The sequence below is a fragment of the Kribbella sp. NPDC059898 genome (genome assembly GCF_042730855.1).
Classification (GTDB): domain Bacteria; phylum Actinomycetota; class Actinomycetes; order Propionibacteriales; family Kribbellaceae; genus Kribbella.
The window spans coordinates 151,930-168,242 of sequence record NZ_JBHWKR010000003.1; the positions used below are offsets into that span (position 1 = coordinate 151,930).

The 16,313-nt window shown below is 69.1% G+C and carries 16 protein-coding genes; 7 read left to right on the forward strand and 9 right to left on the reverse strand.

Features of this window, described 5'->3' with window-relative positions; translation table 11 throughout:
* Window positions 1–6 precede the first annotated feature (6 nt).
* Window positions 7–918 (forward strand): polyphosphate kinase 2, encoded by a 912-nt coding sequence (gene ppk2 / locus ACFV9C_RS10865; RefSeq protein WP_380192567.1) that lies wholly within the window; start codon window positions 7–9, stop codon window positions 916–918.
* Here the strand turns inward: ppk2 and ACFV9C_RS10870 are convergent.
* From ACFV9C_RS10870 to ACFV9C_RS10885, 4 genes are all read right to left on the reverse strand, one after another.
* The gene (locus tag ACFV9C_RS10870; protein WP_380192569.1) at window positions 915–2,414 is read right to left on the reverse strand and encodes a sensor histidine kinase; all 1,500 of its coding nucleotides are present in this window, start codon (window positions 2,412–2,414) and stop codon (window positions 915–917) included. The two genes, ppk2 and ACFV9C_RS10870, sit on opposite strands and share 4 nt — an antisense overlap.
* Complete coding sequence (locus ACFV9C_RS10875; protein ID WP_380192571.1) at window positions 2,414–3,115, reverse strand: response regulator transcription factor; 702 nt, start codon at window positions 3,113–3,115, stop codon at window positions 2,414–2,416. Before ACFV9C_RS10875 ends, ACFV9C_RS10870 begins: the two co-directional genes overlap by 1 nt.
* A gap of 89 nt (window positions 3,116–3,204) precedes the next feature.
* Window positions 3,205–3,735 carry a hypothetical protein gene (locus tag ACFV9C_RS10880; RefSeq protein ID WP_380192573.1) on the reverse strand — a complete coding sequence of 177 codons (531 nt, stop codon included), beginning with the start codon at window positions 3,733–3,735 and terminating at the stop codon, window positions 3,205–3,207.
* Between the two features lie 61 nt (window positions 3,736–3,796).
* A complete protein-coding gene (locus ACFV9C_RS10885) occupies window positions 3,797–4,282 on the reverse strand; it encodes a DUF456 domain-containing protein (protein ID WP_380192575.1) in 486 nt (161 codons plus the stop codon).
* Between the two features lie 42 nt (window positions 4,283–4,324).
* Here ACFV9C_RS10885 and ACFV9C_RS10890 point away from each other — a divergent pair, with 42 nt between their 5' ends.
* On the forward strand, window positions 4,325–6,298 hold the full coding sequence (locus ACFV9C_RS10890; protein WP_380192577.1) for a glycogen debranching N-terminal domain-containing protein: 1,974 nt from the start codon (window positions 4,325–4,327) through the stop codon (window positions 6,296–6,298).
* Here the strand turns inward: ACFV9C_RS10890 and ACFV9C_RS10895 are convergent.
* Window positions 6,295–7,113, reverse strand: coding sequence for an NAD-dependent epimerase/dehydratase family protein (locus tag ACFV9C_RS10895; RefSeq protein ID WP_380192579.1), 819 nt, complete (start codon window positions 7,111–7,113; stop codon window positions 6,295–6,297). The genes ACFV9C_RS10890 and ACFV9C_RS10895 overlap by 4 nt on opposite strands.
* A 57-nt stretch (window positions 7,114–7,170) precedes the next feature.
* Here ACFV9C_RS10895 and ACFV9C_RS10900 point away from each other — a divergent pair, with 57 nt between their 5' ends.
* Complete coding sequence (locus tag ACFV9C_RS10900) at window positions 7,171–7,611, forward strand: MerR family transcriptional regulator (protein WP_380192580.1); 441 nt, start codon at window positions 7,171–7,173, stop codon at window positions 7,609–7,611.
* Here the strand turns inward: ACFV9C_RS10900 and ACFV9C_RS10905 are convergent.
* The gene (locus tag ACFV9C_RS10905) at window positions 7,572–8,195 is read right to left on the reverse strand and encodes a LysE family translocator (protein WP_380192582.1); all 624 of its coding nucleotides are present in this window, start codon (window positions 8,193–8,195) and stop codon (window positions 7,572–7,574) included. The genes ACFV9C_RS10900 and ACFV9C_RS10905 overlap by 40 nt on opposite strands.
* 78 nt (window positions 8,196–8,273) lie before the next feature.
* Between ACFV9C_RS10905 and ACFV9C_RS10910 the strand changes: the two genes are divergently transcribed.
* Window positions 8,274–9,749: a PLP-dependent aminotransferase family protein gene (locus ACFV9C_RS10910; protein WP_380192584.1), complete on the forward strand. Its 1,476-nt coding sequence runs from the start codon at window positions 8,274–8,276 to the stop codon at window positions 9,747–9,749.
* A gap of 95 nt (window positions 9,750–9,844) precedes the next feature.
* Here the strand turns inward: ACFV9C_RS10910 and ACFV9C_RS10915 are convergent, their stop codons facing one another.
* Complete coding sequence (locus tag ACFV9C_RS10915) at window positions 9,845–10,075, reverse strand: hypothetical protein (RefSeq protein WP_141860924.1); 231 nt, start codon at window positions 10,073–10,075, stop codon at window positions 9,845–9,847.
* A gap of 382 nt (window positions 10,076–10,457) precedes the next feature.
* On the opposite strand from ACFV9C_RS10915, the gene ACFV9C_RS10920 reads away from it, so the two are divergent.
* Window positions 10,458–12,542, forward strand: a complete 2,085-nt coding sequence (locus ACFV9C_RS10920) for a type IIA DNA topoisomerase subunit B (RefSeq protein WP_380192586.1) — start codon at window positions 10,458–10,460, stop codon at window positions 12,540–12,542.
* Here the strand turns inward: ACFV9C_RS10920 and ACFV9C_RS10925 are convergent.
* Window positions 12,509–13,258, reverse strand: a complete 750-nt coding sequence (locus ACFV9C_RS10925) for an alpha/beta fold hydrolase (RefSeq protein ID WP_380192588.1) — start codon at window positions 13,256–13,258, stop codon at window positions 12,509–12,511. The two genes, ACFV9C_RS10920 and ACFV9C_RS10925, sit on opposite strands and share 34 nt — an antisense overlap.
* Here ACFV9C_RS10925 and ACFV9C_RS10930 point away from each other — a divergent pair.
* Both ACFV9C_RS10930 and ACFV9C_RS10935 read left to right on the forward strand, forming a co-directional pair.
* Window positions 13,251–13,721 (forward strand): winged helix-turn-helix transcriptional regulator, encoded by a 471-nt coding sequence (locus ACFV9C_RS10930; RefSeq protein WP_380192590.1) that lies wholly within the window; start codon window positions 13,251–13,253, stop codon window positions 13,719–13,721. The two genes, ACFV9C_RS10925 and ACFV9C_RS10930, sit on opposite strands and share 8 nt — an antisense overlap.
* Before the next feature lie 10 nt (window positions 13,722–13,731).
* Window positions 13,732–14,376: an HAD family hydrolase gene (locus ACFV9C_RS10935; RefSeq protein WP_380192592.1), complete on the forward strand. Its 645-nt coding sequence runs from the start codon at window positions 13,732–13,734 to the stop codon at window positions 14,374–14,376.
* A gap of 4 nt (window positions 14,377–14,380) precedes the next feature.
* Here the strand turns inward: ACFV9C_RS10935 and ACFV9C_RS10940 are convergent, their stop codons facing one another.
* Window positions 14,381–16,300 carry a hypothetical protein gene (locus ACFV9C_RS10940; protein ID WP_380192593.1) on the reverse strand — a complete coding sequence of 640 codons (1,920 nt, stop codon included), beginning with the start codon at window positions 16,298–16,300 and terminating at the stop codon, window positions 14,381–14,383.
* Window positions 16,301–16,313 lie beyond the last annotated feature (13 nt).

Here is a 16,313-nt window from a genome sequence, read left to right on the forward strand (position 1 = left end):
GGGGTCATGAACACGCCTGATCTGGTGCAAGAGCTCGGCTTCCGCGTGCTGGACGAGGAGGACGACGACCCGGTGCTGCTGCGCGCCGACGGTACCCCGGTGGACACGTGGCGGGAGGGATACCCGTACGCCGAGCGGCTGCCGCGGGAGATCTACGACCGCGACAAGCGGCTGCTGCAGATCGAGCTGCTCAAGCTGCAGTACTGGGTGAAGCGGTCGAAGCAGCGGCTGGTGATCGTGTTCGAGGGGCGCGACGCGGCCGGCAAGGGCGGGACGATCAAGCGGTTCATGGAACACCTGAACCCGCGCGGGGCGAGCATCGTCGCGCTCGAGAAGCCGACGGAGCGCGAGCAGACGCAGTGGTACTTCCAGCGGTACGTCGCACATCTGCCGGCGGCGGGGGAGATGACGCTGTTCGACCGGTCCTGGTACAACCGCGCGTGCGTCGAGCATGTGATGGGGTACTGCGACCAGGAGCAGTACGAGGAGTTCATGCGGCAGGCGCCGGAGTTCGAGCGGATGCTGGTGCGGTCGGGGATCAAGCTGGTGAAGCTGTGGTTCTCGGTGTCGCAGGCGGAACAGCAGACGCGCTTCACGATCCGGCAGATCGATCCGGTGCGGCAGTGGAAGCTGTCGCCGACGGACCTCGCGTCGCTGGACAAGTGGGAGGCGTACACGGAGGCGAAGGAGGCGATGTTCCATTACACGGACACGGAACACGCCCCGTGGACCGTTGTGAAGAGCAACGACAAGAAGCGCGCCCGCTTGGAGGCGATGCGCCACGTCCTGTCGCTGTACGACTACACAGACAAGGACGAGGAGCTGGTAGGCCACCCAGACCCGAAGATCCTGGGCCCGGCCGCCCAGGTGCTGGAACACGGCGAGTCGGCCACGCGCGCTTTCCCACAGTTGGCTTAGCGGGTGAGGGGGAGGTGGACGGTGAAGGTGGCGCCGTGGGGGGTGGTGTTGGTGGTGGTTACTCGGCCTTTGTGGGCGGCTACCAGGGCGGCGACTATGGAGAGGCCGAGGCCGGAGCCGCCGGTGGTGCGGGTTCGGGCGGTGTCGGCTCGGTAGAAGCGTTCGAAGACGCGGGCCTTCTGTTCGTCGGACAGGCCGGGGCCGGTGTCGCTGACTTCGAGGACGGCTTCGGTGCCGCGGGTGCCGACCGACACCGTGATGGGGGCGTCGACGGGGGTGTAGTTGAGGGCGTTGCTCACCAGGTTCCCGAGGACCTGGCGAAGGCGGGCCTCGTCGCCTTCGACGACAGGAGCCTCCGAGTCGGGGAGGATCGTCAGTGACAGCGGCCGGTCCGGCTGGATTGCCTGCGCGTTGTGCAGAGCGTCGGCAGCGATCGGCAGCAGATCGACCGACTCCAGCCGCAACGGACGCTGCTGATCGAGCCGCGCCAGCAGCAGCAGGTCGTCGACGAGCAGCCCCATCCGTTTCGCCTCGTCCTCGATCCGCCGCATGGTGTCCGAGTCCGTCGTATCGCCGCGCTGCCGCGAAAGCTCCGCAAACCCGCGGATCGACGTCAACGGCGTACGCAGCTCGTGCGACGCATCCGCCACGAACCGCCGCATCCGGTCCTCGGACTGCCGCGCCGCCTCCTCCGACTGCCGTGCGGCATCCTCGGAACGCCGCGCCGCCGCCTCCGACGAGGTCCGTTGCGCGAAGGCGGTCTCGATCTGCCCGAGCATCTGGTTCAGCGCCAGCGACAGCCGCCCGACCTCGGTCCGCGGATCCCGCTGCGGTACCCGCCGGCTCAGGTCCCCGCCGGCGATCGCGACGGCGGTGTTCTCCACGTCCTCCAGCCCGCGCAGACTCCGCCGTACGACGAACGTCCCGACGCCGGCGAGCAGTACGAGCAGGATGACCCCGGCCGCGGCCTGGATACCGATCAGGCGCTGGATGGTGTGGTCCATTTCCTTCAGGCTCTGCGCGACCATCACCGAACCGGAGCCCTGGTCGGTCTCCACGGCGAGCACTCGCCAGGTGACGCCGCCGGACTGCGCGTCGACGTCGAACGACTTGCCGTTGAGCGCGCGGACCTGGTTCAGGTTCAGGGTCGGCAGCTTCGGCAGCGGCTCGGTCTCGTCGGGCCGGTACCCGACCGGGCCGAGGTCGCTGATGCCTTCGGAGTTGCTGAACTGGACGACGAACTGGCTCGGCAGCTGCCGTCGCACCGGACCGCCGGCGCCGGGCGGCAGCGGGCGGCGGTCGGACGGGGCGTGCGCGAGCGAGGTCGCGGTCTGCTGCAGCTGCTCGTCGACGCGGTCGATCAGGTAGCCGCGCATGATGGTCGTCGACAGTACGCCGGACGCGGCCAGCGCGAGCACGACCAGCGCCAGCAGTACGACGACGATGGTGACGCGCAGCGGGTACCGGTCGGTGAACCGCCGGTGACTCTGTTGCATCAGTTGGGGCCTCGCGGGGTGCGCAGTACGTAGCCGACCCCGCGGACGGTGTGGAGCAGCTTCTGGTCGCCGGTGTCGACCTTACGGCGCAGGTACGACATGTACGACTCGACCACGCCCGCGTCGCCGGCGAAGTCATAGTTCCACACCGCGGACAGGATCTGCCCCTTCGACATCACCCGTTCGGCGTTCTCCAGCAGGCACCGCAGCAGCTTGAACTCGGTCAGCGACAGCTGCACGGCCTTGCCGGCCTTGAACACCTCGTAGCTGTCCTCGTTGAGCTCGAGGTCGGCGTACCGCAGGACGGCGGCCTCGGTCGCGGTCTCCTCGCGGTGACCGGAGCGCCGGAGCAGCGCCCGGACGCGGGCGACCAGCTCGTCGAGGCTGAACGGCTTGGTGACGTAGTCGTCGCCGCCGGTCTGCAGCCCCAGCACCTTGTCCTCGACCGCGTCCCGGGCGGTGAGGAACAGCACCGGCACGTGCCGGTCCTCACCGCGCAGGCGGCGTACCACCTCGAAGCCGTCCAGCCCGGGCATCATCACGTCGAGTACGACGAGGTCGGGCTCCACGTCCCGCGCCTTGCGCAGCGCCTCGGCGCCGTGGGTCGCCGTCGTCACGTCGTACCCGGCGAAACGCAGACTCGCGGACAGCAGCTCGACGATGTTCGGTTCGTCGTCGACCACCAACAGATGCGGACTCATAGTGACAGTGTGCCGTCGGCAACCGTGCGAACCCTGGAAGATTCCTGGCAATCGCCTGTGAGTCGCCGGGACGGCAACTGTCAGCTCGATCAGCGTGGGCCGTGCTTGAAGCCCCAGCTCTGTCCGGCGGCCTGGCGGACCGTACCGTCGTTGACCCGGACCGCGGTGGCGTTGCCGTTCGTGACGACGGCCTGCACGTTCACCGTGTTGCCGGTCTTCACGTCGCCGATGCCGTTGCGGGCCGCGTTCACCATGGTGTTGGAGGTGAGCGTATACGTCCGGCTGTATCCGTCGGCGCTCTTGACCGTGAGCGAGTCGTTGCTGACGGCCGTCACCTGACCGCGCTGTACGGCGACGGTCTCGTAGCTACCGCCGTCCTTCTGTACGACGAACTCGCCGTGCAACGCCCCGCCGAGCCCGAACTCACCGCGGAACCCGCCGCGCCCCGGACCGCCGCCCGGCTTCTGGTTCTGGTTCGGCTGCGAGGGAGAGACAGACGGTGAGGCGGACGGTGTCGGGTCCGCGTTGTTCGCCGCCCAGGCGACCCCGCCGGCGGCGGTGGTCACGACAACCGCGGCAGCCGTGCCGATCAGCCGCCACCGCTTCTGTGAGAGCTTCATCCCCCCAGCATGCCGCCGCCAACTAAGAACGAGCTGGCAATCGGCTAAGAACCGGACCGCGTCACACGACGAAGAGCACCGCGACCAGCCAGACGGCGGCGGCTAGTGACGTGCCGAGCAGTTCGATGAGGATCGACACGCCGGTCTCGCGGAGGGCGTGTTTGGTGGAGGTCCACGCCGCGCCGTGCGCGCGCAGCCGTTGCGCCTCGGACAGGTACACGCCGAGCGGGAACCCGATGAACATCCCGACCAGCGGGATCACGAAGAACCCGACGATGCCGAGCAGTACGCCGAAGATCATCGACCGCCGCGGTACGCCGGCCTCCCGGAGCCGGCGCTCCGGTACGACGTACTTCACCACCTGGCTGGCACCGATCAGGACCACGCAGATCGCGAACACCACCCACCCGGTGGCGCTCCGCTCGACGATCGCCCAGACCAGGATCGCCGCCAGGCTGAGCAGGGCGCCGGGCAGGACCGGCAGGACGATGCCCGCGATCCCGACGAAGATCGCGATCCCGGCGAGGACCGTCACGGCAGTCTGCATACCCCAACTCTCTCGCACTTCTGGACCTTTTAAGGTGGGGACATGTCCTCCCAGCTCCACGAACTCGTCACCGCTCTGGCTGCTCCGTGGGTGGTGTTGTCGCCGCGATCGGGTCAGCTCACCGGCTCCGGTGCGGAGGGGGTGTACGCCCGGGACCGCCGGATCCTGTCCCGGTTGAGCGTCACGGTCGACGGCCGGGAGCCGATCCCGGTGCACGTCGACGAGCGGGACGCCGCGACGCACCAGTACGTCGCGATGCTCGAAGGACTCGGCGACACCCGGCACGACCCGACCGTCATGCTGTACCGCACCCGCACGGTCGAATCCGCCGGCCTGACCGAACGGATCACGCTCGTGAACCGGTCCCGTGCGGCGATCGACTGCCGCCTGGATGTTGCCCTCGGCACCGACCTGGCCGGCACCGCCGCGGTCCGCAGCGGCGCCGCGGCGAACCTGCCCGAGCTCGCGCCGCTCCCCGACGGTCCGGGCCGGATCCGCTGGGAGAACGACGACACCCGCGTCGTCGTCACCGCCGACCCCGGCGTCTCGGCCACGCCGCACGTCGAGCCGGGGGAGGAGTTCACGCTGACCCTGCACGTCGCCGCGGACTTCCCGCCGTCGACGACCGGCTTCTCGATCGAGCCGCCGGCCGAGCGTACGCCGTACGACGTCACGCTGCTGTGCGACGACAAACGGGTCGAGCGCTGGCTGGACCGTTCCCTCCAGGATGTGACCGCACTGCAGCTCGCCGACGGCGACGACCGCTACCTCGGCGCCGGCCCGCCCTGGTACCTGACCCTGTTCGGCCGCGACTCGCTGATCTCGGCCGGCATGCTGATCCCCGTCGACCCGGCCCTCGCCGCCGGAACCCTGCGCGCGCTGGCCGCCCGGCAAGGCACGAAGGTCGACGCCGACACCGCCGAGCAGCCGGGCAAGATCCCGCACGAGCTCCGCGCCGAGGTGGCCGACCACGGCGGCGGCCTGGTCCTCCCGCCGGTGTACTACGGCACGCACGACGCGACCCAGCTGTGGATCACCACGCTCCACAAGGCCTGGCGCTGGGGCATGCCGGCCGCCGAGGTTCGCGACCTGCTGCCGAACCTGCAGCGCGCGCTGACCTGGATGAAGGAGTACGCCGACCCCGACGGCGACGGCTTCCTCGAGTACGTCGACGAGTCCGGCCACGGCCTCGCGAACCAGGGCTGGAAGGACTCCGCCGACGCCGTGCAGTGGCCTGACGGGACCCTCGCGACGGCGCCGATCGCGCTGTGCGAGGTGCAGGGGTACGCGTACGCGGCGGCGGTCCGCGGCGCGGAGCTGCTGGAGGCGTTCGGCGAGTCCGGCGACGAGTGGCGCAGCTGGGCGGCCGCGTTGCAGGAGCGGTTCCGGGCCGCGTTCTGGGTCGACGGCTACCCGGCGATCGCGCTCGACGGCGCGAAGAACCCGGTCGCCGGCCGCGCGTCGAACATGGGCCACCTGCTCGGCACCGGCCTGCTCGCCGCGGACGAGGAGCGGATCGTCGCCGCCGAACTCGCCGGTGCCGAGCTGAACAGCGGCTTCGGCCTCCGAACGTTGTCCACGGCAATGACCCGCTTCAACCCGCTCGGCTACCACACCGGCAGCGTCTGGCCGCACGACACCGCGATGACGATCCAGGGCCTTTTCGCGGCCGGCTTCCCCGAGGTCGCGTCGTCGTACGCCGACGGCCTGCTCCGCGCCGCGGAGGCCTTCGACTACCGCTTGCCGGAGCTGTACGGCGGCCGCGGAACCGACGAGGAGAGTACGCCGACGCCGTACCCGCTCTCGTGCCGCCCGCAGGCCTGGGCCGCCGCGTCCGCGGTCGCCGTCCTGGTCGCAGCACTCGGCATCGAACCCGACATACCGGGCGGCACCCTCGTCATAAACCCGGCGGCCATCGCGCCGTGGGAACGCCTTGAACTCAAGGGTTTGCGCGTCGGCGACGACATACTGACCGTACGCCTCGACGGCGACAACGCCGAGGTGATCGCGAGCTAGGCGTCGCGCCAGGAGTGCCGCGGCTGGTAGCCGAGGACGTCCCGCGCGCGGTCGATGGCGAGCAGCGTGCCGTACTCGGGGATGCTGCGTGTCAGCGGGACATCCGGGAACACTTCCGCGAGGAGGTCGGCGGTCGGGCGGTTCATGACGGTGTCGGCGGCCGCGATGATCAAGCTCGGGTGGCCGGCGACAGCGTCGTCGGATGCGGTCAGCGCGAGTCGGCAGGCGGTGGCGACGTCGCGCTCGTCGACGTACGCCCAGAGGTTGTCCTTGCGCAGCCACGGGTCAGCCCACACCGACGGGAATCGCTGGTAGTCGGTGGGTGCCATGATGTTCGAGAGCCGCAGCGCGACAGTCGGAACCCCCGACCATTGCGCGACGGTCTCGCTGACCACCTTGGACAGCGCGTACGTCGTGGTAGGCAACGGGTAGTGCGCCTCGTCGACCGGGACGTACCGCGGCGGCTCGTCGAACGGCAGCCCGAGCGTCGTCTCGCTCGACGCCCACACCACCCGCTGTACGCCGAGTCGCGCCGCGGCATGGAACACGGTGAAGTTCATCGTGACGTTCGCCGTGAACGTGGTCGCCGGCGGCGCGAGCCCGGGCGCCGGGATGTTCGCGAGGTGCACGACCGCGTCCGGATCCTGCAACGCCTCGAGCGCCTGCCCGTAGTCGGTGAGATCGGCCTGCACCGTGCCGTCCTCGCGATCACGGACCACCACGTCGGTCGTCACCACGTCGTACCCGTGCTCCCGCAACTCCCGGACCACCGCACGTCCCGCCTGCCCGCTCGCTCCCGTCACAGAGATCCTCACACCGCTCGACGCTACGACTTCTAGCGTGCTCAAGGTCAAGCTCTCTACCCTGGCGTCATGGCGGACACCATGAGCATCGGACAGGTCGCCCAGCTGACAGGCCTTAGCGTGCACACTTTGCGCTTCTACGAGCGCGAAGGCCTGCTGACCTCCGCAGTACGCCGAGGCGCCGGCGGGCACCGGCTGTACGACGAGTCAAACCTAGAGTGGCTCGAAGTTTGCAGCAAGCTCCGCGAGTCAGGCATGCCGCTGACCGTGATCCGCCAGTACGCCGACCTGGTCCGCCAGGGCGACGGGAATCTCCCCGAGCGCCTGAGCCTGCTGCGCGACCACCAGAAGGACGTGCGCGCGCAGATCGCGGCGCTGATCGACTGCCTGGAGCTGATCAGCTTCAAGGTCCGGCTGTACGAGGCGTACCTGACTGAAGGGCTGACCGGCGATCCGCTGGTCAGCTCGGGTCAGACCGTGAGTACGGCGGCCACGGCGAGCGCGAGGTAGACGCCGGCGACGAGGCGGTTGCGCCAGCGGGTCGAGGTACGGGCGGAGCGAAAACGGCGGCCGATGGCGTCGGCGCCGAGGGCGTAGCAGAGGTCCAGGGTGATGCCGATCAGCAGCGTGCCGGCGCCGAGCAGCAACATCTCGGTGCGGAGCTGGTCGGGGCCGGCGCCGCGGGTGGTGAACTGGGGGAGGAACGCGAGGAAGAACAGCGCGGCCTTCGGGTTCAGCAGGTTGACGACGACGCCGTCGCGGAAGATCCGCCCGAGCGGTGCCGCCTGGATGCCGGCCGTGTGCTCGGCGGCAGGCGCCAGCAGCAGCCGGATCCCGAGGTACGCCAGGTAGCACGCGCCGGCGACCGTGATGACCGTGAACAAGGTGGGAGAGGCCTGCACCAACGTCGCCAGCCCGAGCGCGGTGACGACGATGTAGACGAGCGTCCCGGTCTCGACCGCCAGTGCCGACACGATGCCCGCGCGGCGGCCCTGCGTGAGACTGCGGAGCGAGATGTACATGTTGTTCGGTCCCGGCATCCCCACCAGTACGACCGTCGCGCCGGCGAAACCAGCGACCTGTCCGATCCCCACTTGACCTCCTGTTGGACTGCTTCCACGTACTAGCCTGGCGGCGCAGGAAGCAGTCCACCCGAGCCAATAAGAGGAGAAGTGGACCGTTCTGGAGATGCGGGCGCGCTGGCCGACCTGATCGGCCACCGGCTGACCGGCCGCACCGGCGGCCTGTACCGGCGACTCGCCGACGAGCTCGCCGCGCTGATCGGCTCCGCGGAGCTCCCGGTCGGTGCCCGCCTCCCCGCCGAACGCCGGCTCGCCGAGGCGCTCGCGATCAGCCGCTCGACGGTCGTCGCGGCGTACGACGAACTCCGTGCCCGCGGCCTGGTGGAGAGCCGCCGCGGCAGCGGTACGACGGTCGCCCGAGCGGCCGGCCGCGGTCGTTCACGAGCGGACAAGCGGATGCCGTCCGGGTACGGCGAGTCGCTGTTCCACCGCATCACGGTCGGCCCCGGCGAGGTGATCTCGCTGACGTACGCCGTGGACCCCGGGCTGCCCGAGCTGTCCGCGGAGCTGGTCGACCTGGCGTCGGCCGATCTGCCGGAGCTGCTCGGCCACGTCGGGTACCACCCGCGCGGCCTGCCGGTACTGCGGGAGCGGATCGCCGAGCACTTCACCGGGTCGGGCCTGCCGACGTCCGCGGACGAGATCGTCGTGACGACGGGCGCGCACCAGGCGATCGCGCTGGTCACGCAGATGTACCTGCGCAACGGCGCGGCGGTCGTGATCGAGCAGCCGAGCTGGCCGGGGTGCTTCGACCTGTTCGGCGCGGCCGGCGGGCGGGTGGTCGGCGTACCGCTGGACGACGCGGGGATCCGGCCGGAGCTGCTCGACGCGGCGTTCGCGGAGCACCAGCCGGCGATGCTGTTCGTGATGCCGACGTTCCACAACCCGACCGGGCGGTTGATGTCCGCGGCGCGCCGGCGGCAGGTGGCGGAGCTGGCCGCGCGGCACGGGGTCGTCGTGGTCGAGGACAACGCGTACTCGGCGTGGGACCCGTCCGGTCCGGAGATCCCGCCACCGCTGGCGGCGTACGCGCCGGAGAACGCGGAGGTGCTCACGATCGGGTCGGTGTCGAAGGCCGTGTGGGGCGGTCTGCGGATCGGCTGGATCCGGGCGTCGCGTCCGCTGGCCGAGCGGCTGGCGCGGCACAAGGCGCTGGCCGATCTCGGCAGCCCGGTGATCGACCAGGCGCTGACGGCGCGGTTGCTGCCACGGCTCGGTGAGCTGACGGCTGCGCGGGCGCGGGTGGCCACGGTACGGAAGAAGCTGATGGGGGAGTTGCTCACCGAACGACTGCCCGAGTGGGAGTGGTCTGTACCGGTCGGTGGTTCCGCGTTGTGGATCCGGTTGCCGGACACGGATGCCCGCGTGTTCGCGCAGGTGGCGTTGCGGCACGGTGTCGAGGTGGTGGCCGGGCAGGCGATGGATCCGACCGGCGAGCACAACGACTACCTACGGGTGCCGTTCGCCTACTCGGAGCAAGTTCTCGACGACGCCGTCGCCCGGCTGGCGCGGGCGTGGCACGAGTTGCGCCGGCACGGCCCGGGACCCGGCGTACCGGTGGTGTGAACAGAAAGGATGGCGATCACCCTCGCGGGTGGACCGCCATCGAAGCCTTCATGACTTTGGCGCCGTCGTTGGCGCGTTTGGAAACTGCTTCGTGGTTACCGCTCGTCGTCCACCGTGATCGTCGGAGTTGCTTCGAGCCGACCGGTCTCGTCGTGGATCGTGATCGCGATGTCGCGCAGTTTCTCCGAGTGCTCCCGGCCGTGGTGGGCGCAGAAGAGCAGTTCCCCACCGCTGGTCAGGGTGACTCGGACGTAGGCCTGCGCACCGCAGCGGTCACAACGATCCGCGGCCGACAGGGCCGAACTCGGGGCGAGTGCTGTAGTCATTGAGGCCTCATCTCATCTAGTTCCGTACTCACCAGATAGCAACATCCTGACATGCGGATCGCTTCCCGGTGGGGACAACGTGTCCGTATGTGAGACGAACCACCTGTTCCCCTATGACGTTTGCTGACAAGGAATCGTTTCGTGGTACGGCGGAATTCTGGTGAGTTACGGAGGCGGGGTGCTTCTTCTCTCACTGTGCGCCATGGAACCGTCACCGTCTGCTCGGAATCGGAGTGTCGTACGCCACGTCGAATCGAGGCCGGATCGATATCTGCCGCGACATCTATCTCCGCTACCCGGTGGCATGTCCTGCCTGCACGGTTTTGGGGGTGCCGCCGCATAGTCTGTCTCCTGTAAGTGCGTGAACCAGTGAAGGAGCCCTGTGGCCGCCCCGACGCCTCGCAGTACCGAGATCGACCCGACGTACAACGCCCGCAACCTGCTCGTCCTCGAAGGACTCGAGGCGGTCCGGAAGCGGCCCGGGATGTACATCGGGTCGACTGACAGCCGCGGCCTGATGCACTGCCTGTGGGAGATCATCGACAACGCCGTCGACGAGGCCCTGGCCGGGCACGGCGAGCGGATCGACGTCGTGCTGTACCAGGACGGTTCGGTCGAGGTGATCGACCGGGCCAGGGGCATCCCGGTCGACATCGAGCCGAAGACCAAGATGACCGGCGTCGAGGTCGTGTTCACCAAGCTGCATGCCGGCGGCAAGTTCGGCGGCGGGTCGTACAACGCCTCCGGCGGCCTGCACGGCGTCGGCGCGTCGGTGGTGAACGCGCTCTCCGCGCGGCTGGACGTCGAGGTGGACCGCGGCGGCACGGTCTGGACGACGTCGTTCCGGCGTGGTGTAGCCGGCGAGTTCGACGGCGAGGGCGCCGCGGCCGGGTTCACGCCGTCGAAGGGCCTGCGCAAGGCGGGGCGGGCTCGGAAGGGCGTGACCGGTACGCGGATCCGGTACTGGGCGGACCGGCAGATCTTCACCAAGGACGCGACCTTCAACTACGACGAGCTGGTCACCCGGGCGCGGCAGACGTCGTTCCTGGTGCCCGGGCTCGAGCTGGTGATCCGCGACGAGCGCGGCGCCGACGTCACCGAGGAGACCTTCAAGCACGACGGCGGGATCAGCGAGTTCTGCGAGTTCCTGGCCACCGACCAGAAGGTCACCGAGGTGATCCGGCTGGCCGGGACCGGCCACTTCACCGAGACCGTGCCGATGCTGGACGAGGCCGGCCACATGACCCCGACCGACGTCGAGCGGGACCTCGAGGTCGACATCGCGGTGCGCTGGGGCGACGGCTACGAGACCGAGCTGCGGTCGTTCGTGAACATCGTCGCGACGCCGAAGGGCGGCACACACGTCGCCGGGTTCGAGCGCGCGCTGTCGAAGAGCTTCACGAACGCGCTCGACGGCACCCGGCTGTTGAAGAGCGGCGAGGAGATCATCAAGGACGACGTGCTCGAGGGCCTGACCTCGGTCGTCACGGTGCGGCTGGCCGAGCCGCAGTTCGACGGGCAGACCAAGGAGGTGCTCGGTACGCCGGCCGCGTCGCGGATCGTCGCGAAGGTCGTGCAGACCGAGCTCGAGTCGTTCCTGACCTCGACCAAGCGCGAGTTCAAGGCACAGGCGCGGGCCGTGCTGGAGAAGGTCGTCGCCGCGTCCCGGACCAGGGTCGCCGCCCGCCAGCACCGTGAGCTGCAGCGACGCAAGACCGCGCTGGAGTCGTCGGCGCTGCCGGCCAAGCTCGCGGACTGCCGCAGCAACGACGTCGACCGGTCCGAGCTGTTCATCGTCGAGGGTGATTCGGCGCTCGGTACGGCGAAGCTCGCGCGCAGCTCGGAGTTCCAGGCGCTGCTGCCGATCCGCGGCAAGATCCTGAACGTGCAGAAGGCGTCCGTCGGCGACATGCTGAAGAACGTCGAGTGCGCGTCGATCATCCAGGTCGTCGGCGCCGGCTCCGGGCGGACCTTCGACCTCGAGCAGGCGCGGTACGGCAAGATCATCTTCATGGCCGACGCCGACTCCGACGGCGCCCACATCCGCACGCTGCTCGCGACGCTGTTCTTCCGCTACATGCGCCCGATGGTGGAGGCCGGCCGCGTCTACACCGCCGTACCGCCACTGCACCGCTTCGAGCTGACGAACCCGAAGAAGGGGCAGGACAAGTACCTGTACACCTACAGCGACGCGGAGTACCAGCGAAAGTCCGCCGAGCTGATGAAGAAGGGCGTCCGCTGGAAGGAGCCCCCGCAGCGCTACAAGGGTCTCGGTGAGATGGACGCGGACCAGCTGGCGGAGACCACCATGGATCCCCGCCACCGCACCCTCCGCCGCATCACCGTGGACGACGTGGAGGCCGCCTCCCAGGTCTTCGATCTCCTGATGGGCAACGACGTGGCGCCCCGCAAGGAGTTCCTGGTCCAGGGCGCCTACGAGCTGGACGAGAACCGCATCGACGTCTGACCGGAGGACGGGGTCGACCCGGCCGCCTCGAGCAGCAGCCCGGTGAGCTCGGCGGGCATGGTGATCATGCAGTCGTGGCCGGTCGGCAGCTCCCGCACCCGCTCGCCTGCCGGGACGGGACGCCGGGTGATGCCCGCGGGCCTGGCCTCGACGCAGTGGATGTGTGTACGCGGGATCGTGCGCGCGGCCGGGTTGCCCAACGACACAGGCTCCTGAAGGCACCGCACCGGGTGGTCCGACAGCGTCGAGCGCAACCACGCGACGTCGTCGGGATCGGTCACCCCGAACAAGCCGAGCGGCGGCGGCTGCTCCGGCATCGGCGGAACCCGCCAGCCGTCCACGGCGACGTCGATGAGCTGCTTGGTGACCGGCAGGACATCGACCGCGGATTCGCCGTCTTCGGGGACCATCGCGTCGAGGAACACCAGCTGCGCGATCCGCTCCGGGACCCGGTCCGCAACCCCCGAGATCACCATCCCGGCATAGCTGTGCCCGACGAGGACGACGTCGTCCAGACGCTCGCCCTCGATCAGGCCGGCGACGTCGTCGAGGTGGGTTCCGAGCCCGACCTCGGGGCTGAGCAGGTGTGACTTGTCGCCGTACCCGGTCAGCGACGGCGCGAGCACCCGGTGCCCGGCCGACTCCAGCAGCGGGGCCACCCGGTTCCAGCTCTGCCCGTTGTGCCAGGCGCCGTGTACCAGCAGAAATGTGGTCATCGTCGTGCACTTCCTCCTCGTGCCTCGGTACCCTTTGGTAACCGAAGCCATCCTTGTTCAGACGACGCACACCGGGCAATACGGCACATTTTGGTGCCCCGGTTCTCAGGAGGTAACCATGCAGGACCCCTGCCAGGCCCGCGAAGTCCTGGGGATCGTCGGCGACAAGTGGGCGCTGCTGATCGTGCGCAACCTCAAGGACGGGCCACGCCGCTTCACCGAGCTCAAGCGGGCGATCGACGGCATCAGCCAACGCATGCTGACCGTGACGCTGCGCGATCTCGAACGCGACGGCATCCTCACGCGCACGGTCCGCAACGTCATGCCGCCGCATGTCAGTTACGAGCTGACCACCATGGGCCGGACCCTGCGTGAGGCCACCGCACCGCTGCTCGAGTGGAGCCTCACGCACCTGTCCCACATCGACGCCGCCCGCGCCGCGTACGACAACCGGCCTGTGTGAGGGTAGGGGCATGGGTTCCCGGCTGGCTTGTTTCGATCTGGACAACACGTTGATCGATCGGGACGGGGCGTTTCTCCAGTGGGCTCGGTGGTGGGTGGAGCGGGGTGGGCTGCCGGGCGAGGCGGTTGAGTGGTTGGTTGCTCATGACAACGGTGGGTTCCGGGGGCGGGCGGAGCTCTTCGGGCTGGCGCGGGAGCGGTTCGGGATTGCGGCGCCGGTGGACGAGTTGGTCGCGTCGTACAACGAGGAGCATCCACTGTTCACGTGGGTGGAGCCCGAGGTGCTGGACGGGATCGCCGCGCTGCGTTCGGCCGGGTGGCGGGTTGCGGTGGTGACGAACGGCGAGACGGTGCAGCAGGACCTGAAGCTCGAATACACGCGGCTCGGCGCCGCGGTGGACTACGCGTGCGTGTCCGGGACGGTCGGCGTACGCAAGCCCGACCGGCGTATCTTCGAACTCGCTGCGCAACGTACCGGGGCATCACTGGACGGCGGGTGGATGGTCGGCGACCATCCGGCGTACGACGTGGCCGGCGGAATCGCAGCAGGCCTCCGAACGATCCGTGTCGGCCACTACAACGCGGTCGACACCCCACTCCCGGACCACCACGTCGACACCGTCACCGACGCCTTCGACCTGATCCTGGCCAGTTGATTCATCACGTACTGGGGCGACCTGGTACGACGGTGCCGGGCGGGACTTCGTGGCCGTTGACGGTGATCGTCGTCCGTTCTGTCGTGAGCGTGATCTCGACCTGGTGGCCGCGGTGGGTGTAGTTCGTCAGCTCGACGGTGCCTGCTGAGATGGAGCTTGGTTGGATGATGAGGGAGCCGTCGGGCTGCGGGCGGATGCCCAGCAGGCCGTGCAGGATTGCTTCGGATCCGGTGAGGCCGGCGATGATGTTGATGCGGCGGCCGGAGGCGGGGGCGGCGGGTTTGTCGCAGTAGTGGTCCTGGGGGAAGTACGGGTAGTGCTCGCCCATCCAGAACAGACGCCGGAGTACGTCCCAGGCCCGGTCGTGCTCGCCGCGTTGCCACAGGGTGAGGGCGAGTTGGGGTGCCTCGCCGGTGTACGCGCCGGCGCCGGACCAGTCGATGTCGGCGGTCTCGTAGTGCAGGTGGTCCTCGGCGCTGACGCTGCTTACGCCGTACTCGCCTAAGAACGCTCCTGGTCTCAGGTGGGTGAGCAGGGCGGCTGCTACGTCGGGCGGGCACGCGTTGAGGGCGTCGAAGGCTTGGATGGAGTACGTGAGCTCGGTGTGGCCGTCCGGATAGCGGCTGCGGAACCAGCCGGCTTCTGGGTCCCAGAGTTGGGTGATGACCTCGTCGCGGATCTCTTGTGCGTCTGCCCTCAGGGTGGATGGGAGGGCGGCGCCGGTGAGGTCGGAGAGTTCGGCGAGGGTGTCGAGCGTCCAAGCTCGCTCTGCGTTCGGGCTTGCGACGACGTGCTCCCAGCCGGAGCTGCGCATTTCCAGGAGGTTGCTCTGGTCGCCGTAGTCGCGGAGTGCGCCGACTGGCTGGAAGTGCTTGTCTTGGGCGGCTATCGCGTCGTACAGGCGGCGGACGAGGGTCGGGTCGAGTTGCTGGTGCGCGGAGGCGGCGCGGGCGAGGGCCACCAGGGACCAGCCGCTGTACGCGTAGGCGACTCCTAGGCCGGTGCCGTCGGGGGCGATCGCGTAGCTGTCGGTCAGATCGGCGTCGAGGAACGACTCGATGATGTCGACGATGCTGTCGCCGAGCATGAGGCTGAGCAGGTTCGGCGCGTAGCCGCCGGTGTCCCAGGCGTACGCACACAAGGCACCTCCGTCGAGGCCGGAGGTTGCGATGAACGGTTGGGTGACGAAGCCGGGGTTGTCCCAGATGCACACGAGTCCGCTGGCGAGCGATCTTCTGTAGTACTGCGCGAGGCCGGGTATGTCGGAGGTCAGTACTGGAAGCCTTTCCAGTACGTCGTCTGCACGGCGCGACCCCGAATGCCCCACGGTGAGCACGAATGTTGCTTGACCGTGTGGCTGCAGCGTTTCCCTCGAACTGCTGTGTTGGAAGGGCAGGGTGCTGGCCTTGGCTGTGGTGGTTGGGGTTGGGGTTGGGGGGACCCAGCCCCAGGTGTTGAGGGGGACGTGGTGTGGCGCTGTCGGGGATGGGGTCGGGTGGATGGTGAGGGTGTGGGCGTTGGGGCTGCGGTTGGTGAAGTCGAGGGTGAGGGTGTAGCCGGGGGTGGGGTGGTTGGGGGTGAGGGTGGATCGGACGGTGAACGAGGTCAAATGGCCGTCGCTGTAGTGGTGGTAGCTGCCTCGGCGGACGACTCGGTCGGGGTACCACGTGCCGCCGGCGGGTAGAAGGCCTCGGTTGCCGGCGCCGGGGCGGGCGGCGTCGAGAATGGGGTGGCCGTCGACCTCGAAGGTGAAGGTCAGGTGGCTGTCGGGGGCTGCCAGCGGGGGAGCGAACCAGCCGCCGACCCCGCAGACGGTGTTCGGGAGCGGAGTGACGGTGGTGCTGCCGCTGTGCACCCAGATCTGGTCGGGTGGCGCGGCGCGGCGGAGGTCGAAGGCGAAGTCGTCGAGGGCATAAGGCGGCATGGGCGGCCTTCCT